At 73.0% G+C, this 17575-nt stretch carries 16 protein-coding genes and 1 pseudogene; 9 read left to right on the top strand and 8 right to left on the bottom strand.

All coding sequences use genetic code 11. The features are described from left to right. Window positions 1-90 precede the first annotated feature (90 nt). A complete protein-coding gene (gene cobT, locus EAO71_RS11775; protein ID WP_261992098.1) occupies window positions 91-1194 on the bottom strand; it encodes a nicotinate-nucleotide--dimethylbenzimidazole phosphoribosyltransferase in 1104 nt (367 codons plus the stop codon). 44 nt (window positions 1195-1238) lie between these two features. Further along, complete coding sequence (locus EAO71_RS11770) at window positions 1239-2441, bottom strand: bifunctional adenosylcobinamide kinase/adenosylcobinamide-phosphate guanylyltransferase (RefSeq protein ID WP_187282643.1); 1203 nt, start codon at window positions 2439-2441, stop codon at window positions 1239-1241. 91 nt (window positions 2442-2532) lie between these two features. Here EAO71_RS11770 and EAO71_RS11765 point away from each other — a divergent pair, with 91 nt between their 5' ends. Continuing rightward, on the top strand, window positions 2533-2739 hold the full coding sequence (locus EAO71_RS11765) for a hypothetical protein (protein WP_147977676.1): 207 nt from the start codon (window positions 2533-2535) through the stop codon (window positions 2737-2739). Between the two features lie 157 nt (window positions 2740-2896). Here the strand turns inward: EAO71_RS11765 and EAO71_RS11760 are convergent, their stop codons facing one another. Together EAO71_RS11760 and EAO71_RS11755 are read right to left on the bottom strand one after the other, a co-directional pair. Continuing rightward, window positions 2897-3673, bottom strand: a complete 777-nt coding sequence (locus EAO71_RS11760; protein WP_187282642.1) for a class I SAM-dependent methyltransferase — start codon at window positions 3671-3673, stop codon at window positions 2897-2899. A 41-nt stretch (window positions 3674-3714) separates the two neighbouring features. Beyond that, window positions 3715-4311 carry a DUF3043 domain-containing protein gene (locus EAO71_RS11755; protein ID WP_147977675.1) on the bottom strand — a complete coding sequence of 199 codons (597 nt, stop codon included), beginning with the start codon at window positions 4309-4311 and terminating at the stop codon, window positions 3715-3717. Between the two features lie 272 nt (window positions 4312-4583). Between EAO71_RS11755 and EAO71_RS11750 the strand changes: the two genes are divergently transcribed. The 5 genes from EAO71_RS11750 (at window position 4584) to EAO71_RS11730 (ending at window position 10942) form a co-directional block, all read left to right on the top strand. Beyond that, window positions 4584-5381: a PspA/IM30 family protein gene (locus EAO71_RS11750; protein ID WP_147977674.1), complete on the top strand. Its 798-nt coding sequence runs from the start codon at window positions 4584-4586 to the stop codon at window positions 5379-5381. A gap of 24 nt (window positions 5382-5405) precedes the next feature. Further along, complete coding sequence (gene pspAA / locus EAO71_RS11745; RefSeq protein WP_147977673.1) at window positions 5406-5684, top strand: PspA-associated protein PspAA; 279 nt, start codon at window positions 5406-5408, stop codon at window positions 5682-5684. An 86-nt stretch (window positions 5685-5770) separates the two neighbouring features. Continuing rightward, window positions 5771-6970 (top strand): sensor histidine kinase, encoded by a 1200-nt coding sequence (locus EAO71_RS11740; protein ID WP_261992225.1) that lies wholly within the window; start codon window positions 5771-5773, stop codon window positions 6968-6970. Further along, the gene (locus EAO71_RS11735; RefSeq protein ID WP_147977672.1) at window positions 6967-7659 is read left to right on the top strand and encodes a response regulator; all 693 of its coding nucleotides are present in this window, start codon (window positions 6967-6969) and stop codon (window positions 7657-7659) included. Before EAO71_RS11740 ends, EAO71_RS11735 begins: the two co-directional genes overlap by 4 nt. A 160-nt stretch (window positions 7660-7819) precedes the next feature. Next, a complete protein-coding gene (locus tag EAO71_RS11730) occupies window positions 7820-10942 on the top strand; it encodes an efflux RND transporter permease subunit (protein WP_147977671.1) in 3123 nt (1040 codons plus the stop codon). Window positions 10943-11060: 118 nt separating this feature from the next. Here EAO71_RS11730 and nadA read toward each other — a convergent pair whose 3' ends face one another. Beyond that, window positions 11061-12242 carry a quinolinate synthase NadA gene (nadA, locus tag EAO71_RS11725; RefSeq protein WP_147977670.1) on the bottom strand — a complete coding sequence of 394 codons (1182 nt, stop codon included), beginning with the start codon at window positions 12240-12242 and terminating at the stop codon, window positions 11061-11063. A gap of 291 nt (window positions 12243-12533) precedes the next feature. Between nadA and EAO71_RS11715 the strand changes: the two genes are divergently transcribed. After that, on the top strand, window positions 12534-12890 hold the full coding sequence (locus tag EAO71_RS11715) for a HesB/IscA family protein (protein ID WP_015033024.1): 357 nt from the start codon (window positions 12534-12536) through the stop codon (window positions 12888-12890). Between the two features lie 79 nt (window positions 12891-12969). Here the strand turns inward: EAO71_RS11715 and EAO71_RS11710 are convergent, their stop codons facing one another. Next, window positions 12970-14412, bottom strand: a complete 1443-nt coding sequence (locus tag EAO71_RS11710) for a hypothetical protein (protein ID WP_399755535.1) — start codon at window positions 14410-14412, stop codon at window positions 12970-12972. Between the two features lie 67 nt (window positions 14413-14479). Then, entirely contained in the window at window positions 14480-14686 is a 207-nt protein-coding gene (locus EAO71_RS11705) for a hypothetical protein (RefSeq protein WP_147977668.1), read from the bottom strand. A 131-nt stretch (window positions 14687-14817) separates the two neighbouring features. Here EAO71_RS11705 and EAO71_RS11700 point away from each other — a divergent pair, with 131 nt between their 5' ends. Beyond that, window positions 14818-15792 carry a carbohydrate kinase family protein gene (locus tag EAO71_RS11700; protein WP_147977667.1) on the top strand — a complete coding sequence of 325 codons (975 nt, stop codon included), beginning with the start codon at window positions 14818-14820 and terminating at the stop codon, window positions 15790-15792. 144 nt (window positions 15793-15936) lie between these two features. Here EAO71_RS11700 and EAO71_RS11695 read toward each other — a convergent pair whose 3' ends face one another. Beyond that, window positions 15937-17352, bottom strand: a complete 1416-nt coding sequence (locus EAO71_RS11695; protein WP_147979240.1) for a cysteine desulfurase/sulfurtransferase TusA family protein — start codon at window positions 17350-17352, stop codon at window positions 15937-15939. On the opposite strand from EAO71_RS11695, the pseudogene EAO71_RS38210 reads away from it, so the two are divergent. Then, window positions 17309-17575 (top strand): annotated as a pseudogene (locus tag EAO71_RS38210) (aminotransferase class V-fold PLP-dependent enzyme); the annotation flags it as partial. The gene EAO71_RS11695 and the pseudogene EAO71_RS38210 sit on opposite strands and share 44 nt — an antisense overlap.

Below are 17575 nucleotides of genomic sequence, written 5' to 3'. Positions count from 1 at the left end.
GGGGCGCCGGAGACGGCCGTCCGCGCGTTGCGGGGTCCACCCAGGACGAAGTCCCAGGGGGAGGGGCCGTGTCCGGCGCCGTCGTCCGTCTCAGTCCTCCTCGCCCGGCGTGTCCGCCGGCCCCGCCGGAGTGGTCGGCTCCGTCGGGAGCGGCTCCTCGGGCCGCTCCGGCAGCTCCGCGGCGAGTGCCGCCGCGGCCTGGACGAGGGGAAGAGCGAGCAGTGCCCCGGTTCCCTCGCCCACAGTGACGCCGTGGTCCAGCAGAGGGTTGAGTGCCATCCGGTCCAGCGCCTTGGCCTGCGCCGGCTCGCCGCTCACCTGGCCGGCCAGCCACCAGTCCGGGGCCCGGAACGCCGCCCGCTGCGCGACCAGCGCGCAGGCCGCGCCCACCACGCCGTCCAGCAGCACCGGCATCCTGCGCACCGCGCTCTGCAGCAGGAAGCCGGTCATGGCCGCCAGGTCCGCACCGCCCACCGCGGCGAGCAGCTCCAGCTGGTCGCCGAGCACCGGCCGGGCGCGCCGCAGCGCGTCCCGGACCGCCGCGCACTTGCGCATCCACGCCAGGTCGTCGATCCCGGCCCCGCCGCGGCCGGTGACCACCGAGGCGTCCGTACCGCACAGCGCCGCGACCAGCGTCGCCGCCGGGGTCGTCCCGCCGACGCTCAGATCGCCCAGGACGACCAGGTCCGTGCCGGAGTCCGCCTCCTCGTCGGCGATCGCCATGCCGAGCCGGATCGCGGCCTCGGTCTCCTCGGCCGTCAGCGCGTTCTCGACGTCGATCCGGCCGCTGCCGCGCCGGATCCGGTGGCGCACCACGTCGGCGGGCAGCAGCCCGGGGTCGCAGTCGAGCCCCGCGTCCACCACCCGCACCGGCACCCCCGCGCTGCGCGCCAGGACCGCGACCGGGCTCGCGCCCTCCAGCACCGCACGGACCAGCTCGAACGCGCTCCCCGACGGCCGGCCCGACACGCCGAGCGAGGCCACCCCGTGATCGCCCGCGAAGAGCACCACCCGCGGCTGCCCGATCGCCCGCACCGTGACCGAACCCTGCGCCGCCGACAGCCATTCGCCCAGTTCGTCGAGCCGGCCGAGCGCGCCGGGCGGCACGGTCAGGCGCTCGCGGCGTTCCTCGGCGTCACGCCGTATCCCCCCGTCGGGGCGCTCGATCAGATCGGAGAAGTCGTCCAGGTTCACGGTTCCGCCTTGGGAGATCAACGAGGCCATCGATGATCCGCACCCTACCCGCGCAGCACCAGCGCCTGGCCTGCGACGACCATCAGGACCTGCTCGCACTCCCCGGCGAAGGCCGCGTTCAGCCGGCCCAGCTCGTCCCGGAACCGGCGTCCCGACGCCGTCGCCGGCACCACCCCCGAACCGACCTCGTTCGTCACGGCGACGACCGTCCGGCCGGTGGCCCGCACCGCCGCCACCAGCTCCGCGACCCGGTTCTCCAACTCCTCCCGGCCGCCGTCCGCCCACCGCTCGTCGTCCCATGCCCCGACCCGGTCCATGGCGTCCGTCAGCCACAGGGACAGGCAGTCGATCAGCAGCGGCGGGCCCTCCTCGGCGAGCAGCGGCACGAGGTCGCAGCTCTCGGTGGTCCGCCAGGACGACGGCCGCCGCTCCCGGTGCAGATGCACCCGCTGCGCCCACTCCGGGTCGCCCTCGCGGACCCCGCCGGTGGCCACGTACACGACCTCGGGGAACGTCTCCAGGCGTCGCTCGGCCTCCACCGACTTGCCCGAACGGGCGCCGCCGGTCACCAGGGTGCGGCGCGGCACCTCCGGCACGGCGTGGTACTCGCCGACGTACAGGGTCGTGCCGTCCGGCACCGCCCGTGCCCCGGCCGCCGCCAGCCGCCGGTCCAGCTCGGCCCCCCACGGTGCGTCGTGGTCCAGGTGCACGGCGACGACGTCGGTGGCCGGTCCGACCGCGCCGGCCGCCCGCAGCCGGGCCAGCGCGTCCGGCCGGCCGGTGACGTCGGCGACGACCGCGTCGTACGGCCGCCGGTCGTCGTCGTGCAGCCCCGCGGGGGATCCGGCCGGCGGCAGGTAGAGCAGCCGCTCGCCGTCGGGGGCCGTCACCTCGTACCCCGTACCGGGGGAGTCCATCGCCACCGCCCGCACCCGGTGGCCGCTGATCAGCGTCAGCTCGCGCCCGTCCGGCACGCGTCCGGCGGTCGGCAGGGCGGCCGGCATCTCCACGGCCGGACCGTCGTGCGGGTGGGTCAGCAGCACCTGCCGCACCCCCACCAGCGAGTGCCCCGACCTGGCCGCGGCCAGCGCGGCGCCCGGCGTCAGGTCGAGCAGCAGCGCCCCGTCCACCAGCAGCGAGGTCGCGGCCCGCGCCCGGGGGCCACGGGCGGTCGCGCACACGGCGCACGGGCAGTCGGGGCGGGGGAGTCCGAGGGGGGCGCCGGTGCCGAGCAATGTCAGTTCCACGCACCGATCCTCCCGCGTCACCGCGAGGGGTGCGCGCCCGGCTACGCTGCGGGCAGGAAACCGATCATCCGGTGAAGCCCAGGAGGCGGACATGGCATGGACGTGGCGTTTCGAGAAGTCCGACGGCACGGAGGTCCAGCCGGCGGTGGCGCCGGACGAGTTCACGACCCAGGGTGACGCCGAGTCCTGGATCGGGGAGAACTGGAAGGACCTCCTGGAGGGCGGCGCGGACCAGGTCACGCTCTCCGAGGACGGTGCCAAGATCTACGGGCCGATGGCCCTGGACGCCGAGGGGTAGTCACCCGTGCCGGGCCACCCGTCCTGCCGGGGGAGCCCCCTCGGTCGCGGACGGGTGGAGACGCCCGCCGGGAGTGGCCCGTGGGTCGGCGTCCGACCCGCGGGCTCCCCTCACTCGCGGTCGGGGGCCGGCCAGTCACTCGCGGTCGGGGGACCAGCTAGCCCCGGACGCCGCACAGGTGCAGCAGGGCCGCCACCCGCCGGTACGGCTCCGTCCGTCCCGCCCGGTCCTCCGCGGCGAGCAGTCGTTCCAGCTCGGCGGCGGCCGGCAGGCCGACATCGGCCGCGACGCCGTCGGTCAGGACCCGCACCCCGTACCAGGCGTGCAGGGGCGCCGCGATGCCCGCGAGCGTCGCGGTCAGCGCGTCGAGCCGGTCGGCCCGCACCTTGACCCCGTTGTCGTCCGGGTACGTGTCCGCGTCGAAGCCGGCCAGCGCTCCGGCCCAGTCCCCGGCGAGCCCCGGCCGCAGGGCCAGCGCCTCCCCGTTCCGTACGACCAGGGACAGCAGACCGCCGGGCGCCAGCATCCGGGCCAGACCCGCGAGCAGCGCGTCCGGCTCCTGCGCGTACATGAGCACGCCGTGGCAGAGCACCACGTCGAAGCTGCCGGGCAGGAAGTGGACGCCCGTCTCACGGCCGTCGCCCTCGATCAGACGGACCCGCTCGCGGATCCCGGCCGGTTCGGTGGCCAGCGAGTCGCGGGCCGCCTTGAGCAGTTCGGGATCGGCCTCCAGGCCGGTCACCGTGTGACCGGCCCGGGCCAGCCTCAGGGCCTGGAAGCCCTGCCCCATCCCCGCGTCGAGGATGCGCAGACGCTGGCCCACCGGGTAGCGGGCGGCTATCTGCTCGTCCAGCTGGCGCGCGATCAGCTCCTGACGGACGGTGTCGCGCAGTCCCCCGTGTCCGGCGGGCCAGGGGGAGACGGCGGGCAGCACCGGACTGCCCGTACCGGTGCCGGATCCGGAGCCGTCCCCGCTCAGGGCCGCTCTCCGCGCTTGACCTGCGGCTTCGGCAGTCGCAGTCGGCGCATCTGGAGCGTACGCATGAGGCCGTAGGCCACGGCACCGCGCTTCGGCTCGTTCGGGAAGCGCTCGTTCAGCTGCTTCTTCAGGCGGAGCCAGATGCCGATCGAGTCGATGATGATCAGGACGATCACACCGAGCCACAGCAGCAGCGAGATGTTCTGCAGCGACGGGATCCGGATCATCGAGAGAACCAGGATCACGACGGCCATCGGCAGGAAGAACTCGGCGATGGCGAAGCGGGAGTCGACGAAGTCGCGCACGAAGCGGCGCACCGGGCCCTTGTCGCGGGCCGGCAGGTAGCGCTCGTCGCCGCTCGCCAGGGCCTCGCGCTGGCGGGCGAGATCGGTGCGGCGGGCCTCGCGCTGGCGCTTGGCGGCCTCCTTGCGGTCGGTCGGCACCGTCGCGGCGCGACGGCGCTGGGTCTGCGCCTCACTCCGCTTCGGTGTCGGGCGGCCCTTGGGGGCCTCGGGGTCGCGGGGCTGCTTGGAGAGGTCCGCCGTCACCTTGTCGGTGGGGGCCTTCTCTTCCTTGGAACGGCTACGGAACACAAAACCCAAGGGTACGTGGTGCGAGGCATGGACCCCAGTCCCGCCGGGAACGATCCGCTAACAGCCTGCGTCTGTGGGGGTACGTCCGGACGACGTGCGGGGTTTCCCCGAGGGGGCCGTCTACTCCCTGGGCCTGAGAGTGCTCGCGCGCAGTCGTCCTTGGGGAGGAGCACTTCCGCCCCCGAACAGTGCGGTAATGGAGGCAGGGACCGTACTGTGGATCCTGTTGGAGTGCTTGAGCCGAGTCCGTCAGAAGGGGGCGCGCGAAGCCCATGAGCGGTGTCATGAAGCGTATGGGGATGATCTTCCGCGCGAAGGCAAACAAGGCCCTTGACCGGGCCGAGGATCCGCGCGAGACCCTTGATTACTCCTACCAGAAGCAGCTGGAGCTGCTGCAGAAGGTCCGCAGGGGCGTCGCCGACGTGGCGACCTCCCGCAAGCGGCTCGAACTGCAGCTGAACCAGCTCCAGGGCCAGTCCGCCAAGCTGGAGGACCAGGGCCGCAAGGCGCTGGCGCTCGGCCGCGAGGACCTGGCCCGCGAGGCGCTGTCCCGGCGGGCCGCCCTGCAGCAGCAGGTGAGCGACCTGGAGGTGCAGCACCAGACCCTGCAGGGCGAGGAGGAGAAGCTCACCCTGGCCGCGCAGCGGCTCCAGGCCAAGGTCGACGCCTTCCGCACGAAGAAGGAGACGATCAAGGCGACCTACACGGCCGCCCAGGCACAGACCCGGATCGCCGAGTCCTTCTCCGGCATCTCGGAGGAGATGAGCGACGTCGGCGTCGCCATCCAGCGCGCCGAGGACAAGACGGCCCAGCTCCAGGCCCGGGCCGGCGCGATCGACGAGCTGCTCGCCTCCGGCGCCCTCGACGACCAGTCCGGTCTCGGCAAGGACGACATCCAGGCGGAGCTCGACCGGCTGTCCGGCGGCACGGACGTCGAGCTGGAACTCCAGCGGATGAAGGCGGAACTGGCCGGCGGCCCCTCGTCCTCCCAGCAGGCGATCGAGGGCGGCGACGGCGCGGCCGCGCCGCAGGACAAGCAGCAGTCCCACCCCCGGTTCGACAAGCAGTAACGAGCTCTCCAAGGACGGCGCATCATGATCGTGAGGATCATGGGGGAGGGCCAGTGGAAGCTGGCCGACGATCGCTTGACCGAGCTGAACACGCTGGACGCCGAGCTGCTGGCCGAGATGGAGTCGGGCGACGAGGACGGCTTCCGCCGCACCCTCGGTGCCCTGCTCGACGCGGTCCGGCGCTTCGGCGACCCTCTCCCCGACGACTCCCTGGAGCCGTCGGAGCTGATCCTTCCGTCGGCGGACGCGACCCTCGAAGAGGTGCGCGAGATGCTGTCCGACGACGGCCTCATCCCGGGCTGAGCCCGGCACTCCACACCACGCGGTGCCCCGTCGCCCCCGAAGGCGGCGGGGCACCGCGCGTGTCCGGCCCCCACCGCGCGCAGCGACTGCACGACGTACTCGTCCACCTCGAAGGTGGTCAGCATGACGATCCGGACGCCGGAGAGGTACTGGTCTGCATGGTCACCGGATCCTTCGCCGACCCCCACGGCAGCCCCAACGGCCCCACCTTCGGCGACCGCACCCCCGACGCCGGCGGTGTCGTCCTCATGGTCCTGGGGGCCGCCGCCCTCGTGCCGCGCCGCCGCCACCCGATCGCCGTACTCGTCTTCACCTGCGCCGTCACCCTGGTCGGGCTGGTCAGCGACAACCGCCCCGCCCCGGTCGCCATGAGCGCCGTCGTCGCCCTCTTCACCGTCGCCGCGCACACCGACCGGCCCACCACCTGGCGGGTCGGCCTGCTCACCATGGCCGTGCTCACGGCGGCGGCGATGCTCTTCGGGCCCAACCCCTGGTACGCGCAGGAGAACGTGGGCGTGTTCGCCTGGACCGGCATGGCCGCCGCCGCGGGCGACGCCGTCCGCAGCCGCCGCGCCTTCGTGGACGCCATCCGGGAGCGCGCCGAACGCGCCGAACGGACCCGCGAGGAGGAGGCCCGGCGCCGGGTCGCCGAGGAGCGCCTGCGCATCGCCCGCGACCTGCACGACGTCGTCGCGCACCACATCGCCCTGGTCAACGTCCAGGCCGGCGTCGCCGCCCATGTCATGGACAAGCGCCCCGACCAGGCCAAGGAAGCACTCGCGCACGTCCGCGACGCCAGTCGCTCCGCGCTGGACGAGCTGCGCGCCACCGTCGGCCTGCTGCGCCAGTCAGGCGACCCGGAGGCGCCCACCGAGCCCGCCCCGGGACTCGCCGTCCTCGACGCGCTGCTCGACACCTTCCGCAACGCCGGCCTGCCCGTGCAGCTGGCCCGTGCCGACGAGGACACGAGCCTCCCCGCGGCCGTCGACCTCGCCGCGTTCCGGATCATCCAGGAGGCCCTGACCAACGTGCGCAAGCACGCCGGCCAGGACGCCAAGGCGGAGGTCAGCGTCGTGCGGGTCGGGCGCACCGTGGAGATCACCGTCCTGGACGACGGCGTACCGCAGCCGGTGCCGCCCGCCGACACCGGCGGCCACGGCCTGCTCGGCATGCGGGAACGCGTCACCGCCCTCGGCGGCACGCTCACCGCCGCACCCCGCTACGGCGGCGGCTTCCGCGTGCAGGCGATACTGCCCGCGACGACCTCTACGGGGGAGGACAGATGACGATCCGGGTGCTGCTCGCCGACGACCAGGCCCTGCTCCGCAGCGCCTTCAGGGTGCTCGTGGACTCCGAGCCGGACATGGAGGTCGTCGCCGAGGCCGCCGACGGCGCCGAAGCCTTCGCGAAGGCCCGCTCCGAGCGGGCCGACGTCGTCCTCATGGACATCCGGATGCCCGGGACCGACGGCCTCGCCGCCACCCGCATGATCACCGCCGACCCGGCGCTCTCCGGCGTCCGGATCGTCATGCTGACCACCTTCGAGGTGGACGAGTACGTCGTGCAGTCGCTGCGCGCGGGGGCCTCCGGCTTCCTCGGCAAGGGCGCGGAACCGGAGGAGCTGCTCAACGCGATCCGGATCGCCGCCGCCGGCGACGCCCTGCTCTCGCCCGTGGCGACCAAGGGCCTGATCGCCAGGTTCCTCGCCCAGGGCGGCGGTGCCGACCTCGGCGACGGCGAGCACGGCCGGGCCCACTCCGAGCGGCTGGCCGCGCTGACCACCCGCGAGCGGGAGGTCCTGGTCCTCGTCGCCGGCGGTCACTCCAACGACGAGATCGCCGAGCGCCTCGCCGTCAGCCCTCTCACGGTCAAGACCCACGTGAACCGCGCCATGGCCAAGCTCGGCGCCCGCGACCGCGCCCAGCTGGTGGTCACGGCCTACGAATCGGGCCTGGTACGTCCGAAGGTGGAGTGAGGCGGGCCCCCCGCGTACTCCAGACGCGGTATGCGCGGCATAAGGATCTGGGCCCGGGGGCCGACGAATACGGCCCCGGCGTGACAGAGGGTGGACACCGGGCACTCCTGGGGCATTCCCCGGCGCCCGCCCGCCGAGTACGCCACAGAAGAGAGACCCCATGTCCTGGCTGTCCAGATTCAGCCTCGCGCAACGGGCCCTGATCGGGCTGATGTCCATCGTCGCCATCGTCTTCGGGGCGATCGCGATCCCGCAGCTGAAGCAGCAGCTGCTCCCCTCGATCGAACTCCCGATGGTGTCGGTCCTGGCCCAGTACCAGGGCGCGTCGCCCGACGTGGTCGAGAAGCAGGTCGTCGAACCGCTCGAATCCACCATCAAGGCCGTCGACGGCATCAAGGGCGTCACCTCCACCGCCTCCGAGGGCAGCGCCGTCATCATGGCCACCTTCGAGTACGGCGACGAGGGCACCAAGCAGCTCGTCGCCGACGTCCAGCAGGCGGTGAACCGGGCCCGGGCGGCCCTGCCCGACAGCGTCGACCCGCAGGTCGTGGCCGGCTCGACCGACGACATCCCGACCGTCGTCCTCGCCGTCACCTCGGACAAGGACCAGCAGGCGCTCGCCGACCAGCTGGAGCGCACCGTCGTCCCGGCCCTGGAGGACATCGAGGGCGTGGGCCAGGTCTCCGTCGACGGCGTCCAGGACCTCCAGGTCTCCGTCACGCCGGACGACCGGAAGCTGGCCGCGGCGGGCCTCGACACGATGCGGCTCGCCGAGGCGATCAGGGCGGGCGGCGGCACCGTGCCGGCCGGGTCCTTCTCCGAGGCCGGCAAGAGCCGCACCGTCCAGGTCGGCGGCGGCTACACCTCGCTGCAGCAGATCCAGGACCTGCGCGTCAAGCCCGCGAAGGGCAAGGCCGTGCGCCTCGCCGACGTGGCGAAGGTCGAGCAGCAGGAGTCCTCGCGGGTCTCCATCACCCGTACCGACGGCCGGCCCAGCCTCGCCGTCCTGGCGACGATGGACAAGGACGGCAGCGCCGTCGCGATCTCCGACGCCGTCAAGGAGAAGCTGCCCGACCTCCGCAAGGACCTGGGCGCCGGCGCCGAGCTCACCGTGGTCTCCGACCAGGGCCCGGCCGTCGCCAAGTCCATCTCCGGCCTGACCACCGAGGGCGCGCTCGGCCTCGTCATGGCGGTCCTGGTGATCCTGGTCTTCCTGGCCTCGATCCGCTCCACGCTGGTCACCGCGGTCTCCATCCCGCTCTCGGTCGTCCTGGCCCTGATCGTCCTGTGGACCCGTGACCTGTCGCTCAACATGCTGACCCTCGGCGCGCTCACCATCGCCATCGGCCGGGTCGTCGACGACTCGATCGTGGTGCTGGAGAACATCAAGCGCCACCTCGGCTACGGCGAGGAGCGCGAGTCCGCGATCCTCACCGCGGTCCGCGAGGTGGCCGGCGCGGTCACCTCCTCGACGCTCACCACGGTCGCGGTCTTCCTGCCGATCGGCCTGGTCGGCGGCATGGTCGGCGAGCTCTTCGGCTCGTTCAGCCTGACCGTCACGGCCGCCCTGCTGGCCTCCCTCCTGGTCTCGCTCACCGTCGTCCCGGTCCTGTCGTACTGGTTCCTGCGCGCCCCCAAGGGCACGTCCGAGGACCCGGAGGAGGCCCGCCGGCTCGCCGAGGAGAAGGAGGACCGCAGCCGCCTGCAGCGCCTGTACGTCCCCGTCCTGCGGTTCGCGACCCGTCGCCGCCTCACCAGCGTGGCGATCGCCGTCGTGGTCCTCATCGGCACCTTCGGCATGGCCCCGCTGCTCAAGACCAACTTCTTCGACCAGGGCGAGCAGGAGGTCCTCAGCATCAAGCAGGAGCTGGCGCCGGGCACCAGCCTCGCCGCCTCCGACGAGGCCGCGAAGAAGGTCGAGGAGGTCCTCGCCGACACCGAGGGCGTGAAGGACTACCAGGTCACGGTCGGCTCCTCCGGCTTCCTGGCCGCCTTCGGCGGCGGCACGGGCGCCAACCAGGCCTCGTACCAGGTGACCCTGGAGGAGTCCGCGACGTACGAGAAGACCCGCGACGCCATCGACGCGGCGCTCGGGAAGCTCGACGGCATCGGCGACACGACGATCGCGGCGGGCGACGGCTTCGGCAGCCAGGACCTCAGCGTGGTGGTGAAGGCCTCCGACGCCGAGACGCTGAAGAAGGCCTCCGAGGCCGTACGCGCCGAGGTCGCGAAGCTCGACGACGTCACCGACGTCCAGAGCGACCTGTCCCAGTCCGTGCCGCGGATCTCCGTCAAGGCCACGGCCAAGGCGGCGGACCTCGGTCTGGACGACACATCCCTCGGGATGGCCGTGGCCCAGGCGGTCCGCGGCACCCCGGCCGGCAAGGCGATCCTCGACGACACCGAGCGCGACGTCGTCCTGACCTCCGCCCGGCGGGCCACGACCATGGCGGAGCTCAAGGCCCTGCCCATCGGCCCGGTCACGCTCGGCGACATCGCCGACGTGAAGCTGGTGCCCGGCCCGGTCTCGATGACCAGGATCGACGGCGCCCGCGCCGCGACCATCACGGCCAAGCCGACCGGCGACAACACGGGCGCGGTCAGCGCCTCGCTCCAGACGAAGATCAACGCGCTGGACCTGCCCGAGGGCGCCACCGCCTCCATCGGCGGTGTCTCCGAGGACCAGTCCGAGGCGTTCGTGAACCTGGGCCTGGCGATGCTCGCGGCGATCGCGATCGTCTTCATGCTCCTGGTCGCGACCTTCAAGTCGCTGATCCAGCCGCTGATCCTGCTGGTCTCCATCCCGTTCGCGGCGACCGGCGCGCTCGGCCTCCTGGTCGTCACCGGCACGGCGATGGGCGTCCCGGCGATGATCGGCATGCTGATGCTGATCGGCATCGTGGTCACCAACGCGATCGTCCTGATCGACCTGATCAACCAGTACCGGGCCCAGGGTCTCGGCGTCGTCGAGGCGGTCGTCGAGGGCGGCCGTCACCGACTGCGCCCGATCCTGATGACCGCGCTGGCGACGATCTTCGCGCTGCTGCCGATGGCGCTGGGCATCACCGGCGAGGGCGGCTTCATCGCCCAGCCGCTGGCCGTGGTCGTGATCGGCGGTCTGATCACCTCGACGCTGCTCACGCTGCTGCTCGTCCCGACGCTCTACGCGATGGTCGAGCTGCGCAAGGAGCGCCGGGCGAAGAAGAAGGCCGCCCGGCGCGAGGCCAAGGCCGTGGCGGATGTGCTGGAGCAGACCGGGGACGCGGACCTGCTGGAGGTCTGACCCCTCCGGGCCCGCCCGCTCGCGGGCGGGCCCACCGGACGCCGAAGGGCGCCCCGCACCTCGTGCGGGGCGCCCTTCGGCGCTTCTCCGGTTCCGCTCCGCGGGGCCCTGCGGAGGGTTACGGGAGGGCGAGCATCCGCTCCAGCGCGAGCTTCGCGAAGCTCTCCGTCTCCGGGTCGACCCGGATGTGGTTGACCAGGTTGCCCTCGGCCAGCGACTCCAGCGTCCACACCAGGTGCGGCAGGTCGATGCGGTTCATCGTCGAGCAGAAGCAGACCGTCTTGTCGAGGAAGACGACCTCCTTGTCCGGGTGCGCGGCGGCCACGCGACGGACCAGGTTCAGCTCGGTGCCGATGGCCCACTTGGAGCCGGCAGGGGCCGCCTCCAGGGTCTTGATGATGTACTCCGTGGAGCCCACGTGGTCCGCTGCGGCGACGACCTCGTGCTTGCACTCCGGGTGCACCAGCACGTTGACGCCGGGGATCCGCGCGCGCACGTCCTCGACCGAGTCCAGCGAGAAGCGGCCGTGCACCGAGCAGTGACCCCGCCACAGGATCATCTTCGCGGCGCGCAGCTCCTCGACGGTCAGGCCGCCGTTGGGCTTGTGCGGGTTGTAGAGGACGCAGTCCTCCAGGGACATCCCCATCTCGCGCACGGCGGTGTTGCGGCCCAGGTGCTGGTCCGGCAGGAAGAGCACCTTCTCGCCCTGCTCGAACGCCCAGTCCAGCGCGCGCTTGGCGTTCGACGAGGTGCAGATCGTGCCGCCGTGCTTGCCGGTGAAGGCCTTGATGTCGGCCGACGAGTTCATGTACGAGACGGGCACGACCTGTTCGGCGACGCCGGCCTCGGTCAGCACGTCCCAGCACTCGGCGACCTGCTCGGCGGTGGCCATGTCGGCCATCGAGCAGCCCGCGGCGAGGTCCGGCAGCACGACCTTCTGGTCGTCGGACGTCAGGATGTCCGCCGACTCTGCCATGAAGTGCACGCCGCAGAAGACGATGTACTCGGCCTCCGGGCGCGCGGCCGCGTCACGGGCGAGCTTGAAGGAGTCGCCGGTGACGTCCGCGAACTGGATGACCTCGTCACGCTGGTAATGGTGGCCGAGGACGAAGACCTTGTCCCCGAGCTTCTCCTTGGCCGCGCGGGCGCGCTCCACCAGGTCCGGGTCGGAGGGCGACGGCAGGTCGCCCGGACACTCCACGCCGCGCTCGCTCTTCGGGTCGGCCTCACGGCCGAGCAGCAGGAGGGCGAGGGGGGTCGGCTGGACGTCCAGGGGCTGGGCGGTGGTCACGTCACGCACCCTTTCTTTTCCAAAATCATTGCGGCTCGGCCGCTCCAGTGGAGCCGGTGCGGCACATGCACCGGAGGCTTTTCGTCTAAATGACGCTATCTATCATAACCGCTTCACGTCAGTTTGACGATGTCCATAGTGTCGATGTGACGAATTCGGGCGGGCCGGATCGGCGCTGGTTCGGACGGCGATGTGCGAGCATGAAAGGGAAAGACACGCACTCGGCCCGGAATGAATCCGCGGCCCCGCCGGTTGCAACCGGTCGGCAAGCAGTCTCCGTACAACCCGGGAGAGAAGCAGATGTCCGTATCGGACGAGAAGACCACTGTCAGCGACGGCATCCTCCTGTCTGACGCCGCCGCGGCCAAGGTCAAGGCCCTGCTCGACCAGGAAGGCCGCGAGGACCTGGCGCTGCGCGTCGCCGTTCAGCCCGGTGGCTGCTCCGGCCTGCGTTACCAGCTCTTCTTCGACGAGCGCTCGCTCGACGGCGACGTCGTCAAGGACTTCGACGGCGTCAAGGTCGTCACCGACCGCATGAGCGCCCCGTACCTGGGCGGCGCCTCGATCGACTTCGTCGACACCATCGAGAAGCAGGGCTTCACGATCGACAACCCGAACGCCACCGGCTCCTGCGCCTGCGGCGACTCGTTCAGCTAAGCCGAACGTACGACGAAGGCGGCCGCCCGGTGTTCCGGGGGCCGCCTTCGTCGTACCCGCCCGCCTGCCGGGCTCCGCGCTACTGCCGCGGCACGGGCTCCCCGCTCGCCGCGTCGGTCACGGTCCGGCCGGCCAGCGGCTGGTCCAGCGTCACCGTCTTCGTCACCTCGACGGCCATGGCGATGCACGCCCGGCCCGGATCCGTGGGCTTCTCCGTCACGCGCACCACGACGCTGTCCGCGCTCTGCCGCGCCGTCACCGTGTACTCGCTGCACACCCCGCCCCAGAAGGTCACCGACAGCTTCGTGCCGGCCGCGTCGACGCGGTACGACCCGATCTGGCGGGCGGGCGCGGTGCCCTCGTCCGGGGACGGCTTCGCCGGGGGCGCCAGGTACTCCGGGGCCACCGCCGTCTGCACCACCGTGTAGGGCTTCGCCCCGGCCGCCGGCTCCACCGCGAACAGCCAGGACGGCACGAGGACCCGGGCGCCGTCGACGTACTGCGACGCCAGGCCGAAGACGGCCCCGGTCACCTTCAGCACCGGCTGCGGAGCCGTCGAGCACGGCAGGTCGGTGCCGGTCGGGCCGCCGGTCGCGCCGTCGTCCCGCGTCGTCGCGGGCGGGTCCGTCGCACAGCCGCCGACGCCGTGCCGGCCCGGGCCGGACGACGCCTCGTTCAGCTCCTCCAGCGCCTTCTTCGCGCCGATCACCGGATAGACCGCACCCTTCGCGGGGGCCTTCAGCTGCCCGCTGCCCGCCACCAGGGCGCCGTCCGGACCGACGTGGATCCCGGTCGACCAGCCGTAGGTCGGCAGCCCGTCCACGACCGGCTCGGCGTTCACCACCCGCACCGAGCCGCCCATCAGCTGGGTGGCGTCCACCTTCGCGTCGTCCTGCCCGACGGCCTTCAGTACGGGGGCCGCCGCGGCCTTCGCCGCCGCCTCGCTCACCGGCGTGCCGCCGCGCGGGGGCCTGGCCTCGCCCGGGGGCGGGCACGCCTTCCCCTTCAGGCACGTGTCGCCGACCGGACCGCCGTCGTACCGCGCGAACGTCCAGCTGCCCGGTGCCTGCTCCGACACGTCGAGGCGCAGCCCCGACCCGTCCTTCTCCGGGGCGATCCGCCACACCCCGTCCCGGAGCGCCGGGGTACCCGCGATGCCGAGGGCCTTCGCCAGCCGGGTCACCTCCGCCGAGGTGACCCGGCCCTCGGGCCGGTGGACCGCGGCCGAGGAGGGTCCCTGGGGGAGGGGACCCTTGGCCTGGTAGACCGCGCCGCCGCCGTGCGGGTCCGGCTCGCCGGGCGCGATGCCGGGACCGGGGTCGTCGCCCGACGCCTTGGCGTCCAGGCGCAGCGGCGGGGGCGAGCCCGCCCCCCGCGCGGCGTCGGACGCGCCGCCGTCACCACCCTCGGACGCCGTGGTCGCGAGGTACACGCCACCGCCGCCGGCCAGCAGCACTCCCGCTGCCACCGATGCGACCAGCAGCGGAGTACGCCTGGGTCGTCGGTTCTCCGTACCGCTCACCGCTCGCTCCTTCATCCCGGTGGAAGACACCGATGGGACGGAACGGGCGAGCGGCTGGTTCCGTCCCTCAGGCGCCGTATTCGGAAGTCGCGTCGATCAGCCGTGCCGAGGCGGCCGGGACGACGACGCCGTGGATCAGTGCCGGAGAGACCGGAGCGGGCGCGTCGGGCGCGGGAACGACCCAGTGCGGGGCCATCCGCGCGCTGTCGCCGCGCAGCTGGGCCAGGCTGAACTCGGACTCCTGATGCTCGCGGGGAGCAGGGTACGTGGACATGTGGGCACCGTATGCATGGCACGCCTTCGGAAAAAAGACCTACTCTGGGGTAGTTTCCCCTGTTCGGCAGCGGCGCCGTCACCCGGTAGCGTGAGCTGTCACTCTCTCCCGTCCCGCAGGAGCGCCCAGCCGTGCGTATCGCAGTCACCGGCTCCATCGCCACCGACCACCTCATGACCTTCCCCGGCAGGTTCGCAGACCAGCTCGTCGCGGACCAGCTGCACACGGTCTCGCTCTCGTTCCTGGTCGACAACCTCGACGTGCGACGGGGAGGTGTCGGCCCGAACATCTGCTTCGGCATGGGTCAGCTCGGCGGCCGTCCGATCCTCGTGGGCGCGGCGGGCTACGACTTCGACGAGTACCGCGCGTGGCTCGACCGCCACGGCGTCGACACCGGCTCGGTGCGGATCTCCGAGGTCCTGCACACGGCCCGCTTCGTGTGCACCACGGACAAGGACCACAACCAGATCGGCTCGTTCTACACCGGCGCCATGAGCGAGGCCCGGCTGATCGAGCTCAAGGCCGTCGCCGACCGCGTGGGCGGCCTGGACCTGGTGCTCATCGGCGCGGACGACCCCGAGGCCATGCTGCGCCACACCGAGGAGTGCAAGGCGCGCGAGATCCCCTTCGCCGCCGACTTCTCGCAGCAGATCGCGCGCATGGAGGGCCGGGAGATCCGCACCCTCCTCGACGGGGCGACCTACCTCTTCTCCAACGAGTACGAGAAGGGCCTCATCGAGTCCAAGACGGGCTGGACCGACGAGGAGATCCTCGGCCGCGTCGGGCACCGCGTCACCACCCTCGGCTCGCGCGGTGTGCGCATCGAGCGGGCCGGCGAGCCGGTCATCGAGGTCGGCTGCGCCGAGGAGGACGCCAAGGTCGACCCGACCGGCGTCGGCGACGCGTTCCGCGCGGGCTTCCTGACCGGTCTGTCCTGGGGCGTCAGCCTGGAGCGCGCGGCCCAGGTCGGCTGCATGCTCGCCACGCTGGTCATCGAGACCCTCGGCACGCAGGAGTACACCCTGCGCCGCACCAACTTCATGGAGCGCTTCACCAAGGCGTACGGCGACGAGGCCGCCGCCGAGGTCCAGGCGCACCTGGCCTGATCCCCGGGGGCCACGCCCCCTGTCCGCGGCGCCGGCCGGGTCCACCCGTCCGGCGCCGCGGCGCGTCCGGCCCCGGGCCGCCCCCGGCGGGTCCGGCCCGCGGGCCCCGCGCCGCGCTCCGGCCGCCCGCCCCGCGGAGGCCGCTCAGGACACCCGCCGCACCACGTACGCCGTGCCGCCCCGCTCCGAGGGCTCCTCGCCCACGTACTCCTGGCCCCGCATCTCGCACCAGGCCGGGATGTCCAGCCGCGCCGCCTCGTCGTCGGCGAGGACCGTGACCGTGCCGCCCACCGGGACGTCGCCGATCACCTTGGCCAGCTCGATCASCGGGATCGGGCACCTCCGGCCCAGGGCGTCCACCACGAGGGACGCCGGGGCCGCCGCCGCGCCCGCGCCCGTCGCGCCCCGCGGCGCGCCGAGCCGCTCCCGTACGGACGCGACCACTCCGGGCAGCACCTCCAGGAAGCGGTCCACGTCCTCCTCCGGAGTGCCCGCCGGCAGCGACACCCGGACGTTGCCCTCGCTGAGCACCCCCATGGCGCGCAGGACATGGCTGGGCGTCAGGGTCGAGCTGGTGCAGGACGATCCGGACGAAACGGAGAAACCCTCCCGATCCAGCTCGTGCAGCAGCGTCTCGCCGTCGACGTAGAGGCAGGAGAAGGTGACGAGGTGGGGGAGCCGGCGCACCGGGTCGCCCACCACCTCCACGTCCGGCACCAGCTCCGGCACCCGGGCGCGGATCCGGTCCACCAGGACGCGCAGCCGCGCCGCCTCGGTCGCCGCCTCCGCCCGCACCGCCCGCAGCGAGGCCGCCGCCGCCACGATCGCCGGCAGGTTCGCGAAGCCCGKCGCCCGCCCCGACTCCCGCTCGTCGGACGGGCCTTGGGCCGCGAACCGGACACCCTTGCGCACCGCGAGCAGCCCCACCCCGGCCGGACCGCCCCACTTGTGCGCACTGGCCGCGAGCAGCGACCAGGCGCCCTCGACCGGACCCCAGCCGAGCGACTGGGCGGCGTCCACCAGGAGCGGCACCCCCGCGGCCCGGCAGGCCTCGGCGACCTCCGCCACCGGCTGCTCCGTCCCCACCTCGTGGTTGGCGGACTGCAGGCACGCCAGCGCGGTGCCGCCGTCCAGGGCCGCGGTGAAGTCCGCGACCCGGACCGCCCCGGTCCGCCCGACCGGGACCTCCGTCATCGTGCCGCCGGCCGCCGCGTGCGCCTCGCCGGCGTGCAGGACGGAGGAGTGCTCGACCGCCGAGACCACCAGACGGTTCCCGACACGCCGACGCCCCGCGAGCGCTCCGGAAACCCCCGCGTGAACCGCGCGCGTCCCCGAAGGAGTGAACACGAGCTCGTCGGGGCGGCACCCCACCGCGTCCGCCGCGGCCTCCCGCGCCGCGTCCAGCAGCAGCCGCGCCCGGCGGCCCTCGCGGTACAGCCGGGCCGGGTCGGCCCAGCCCTCGTCCAGGGAGGCGAGCAGCGCCTGGCGGGCGACGGGGTGCAGCGGAGCGGCGGAGGCGGCGACCGAGGCGGCGCGGCTGCGCGTCCTGGTGGACCGGATCCGCGCCCGGGTGCCGGAGCTGGTGCCGGACGTGGAGGTGGTGGGCGACCCGGTGCGCCGGCTCCCCCACCTCGTCACCTTCTCCTGCCTCTACGTCGACGGCGAGACGCTGCTGCACGAGCTGGATCGGGAGGGTTTCTCCGTTTCGTCCGGATCGTCCTGCACCAGCTCGACCCTGACGCCCAGCCATGTCCTGCGCGCCATGGGGGTGCTCAGCGAGGGC

The organism is Streptomyces sp. MS191 (genome assembly GCF_008042125.1).
Taxonomy (GTDB): Bacteria; Actinomycetota; Actinomycetes; order Streptomycetales; family Streptomycetaceae; genus Streptomyces.
Note: the sequence above shows the minus strand (reverse complement) of the source record. Positions and strands in the feature narration are given on the sequence as shown.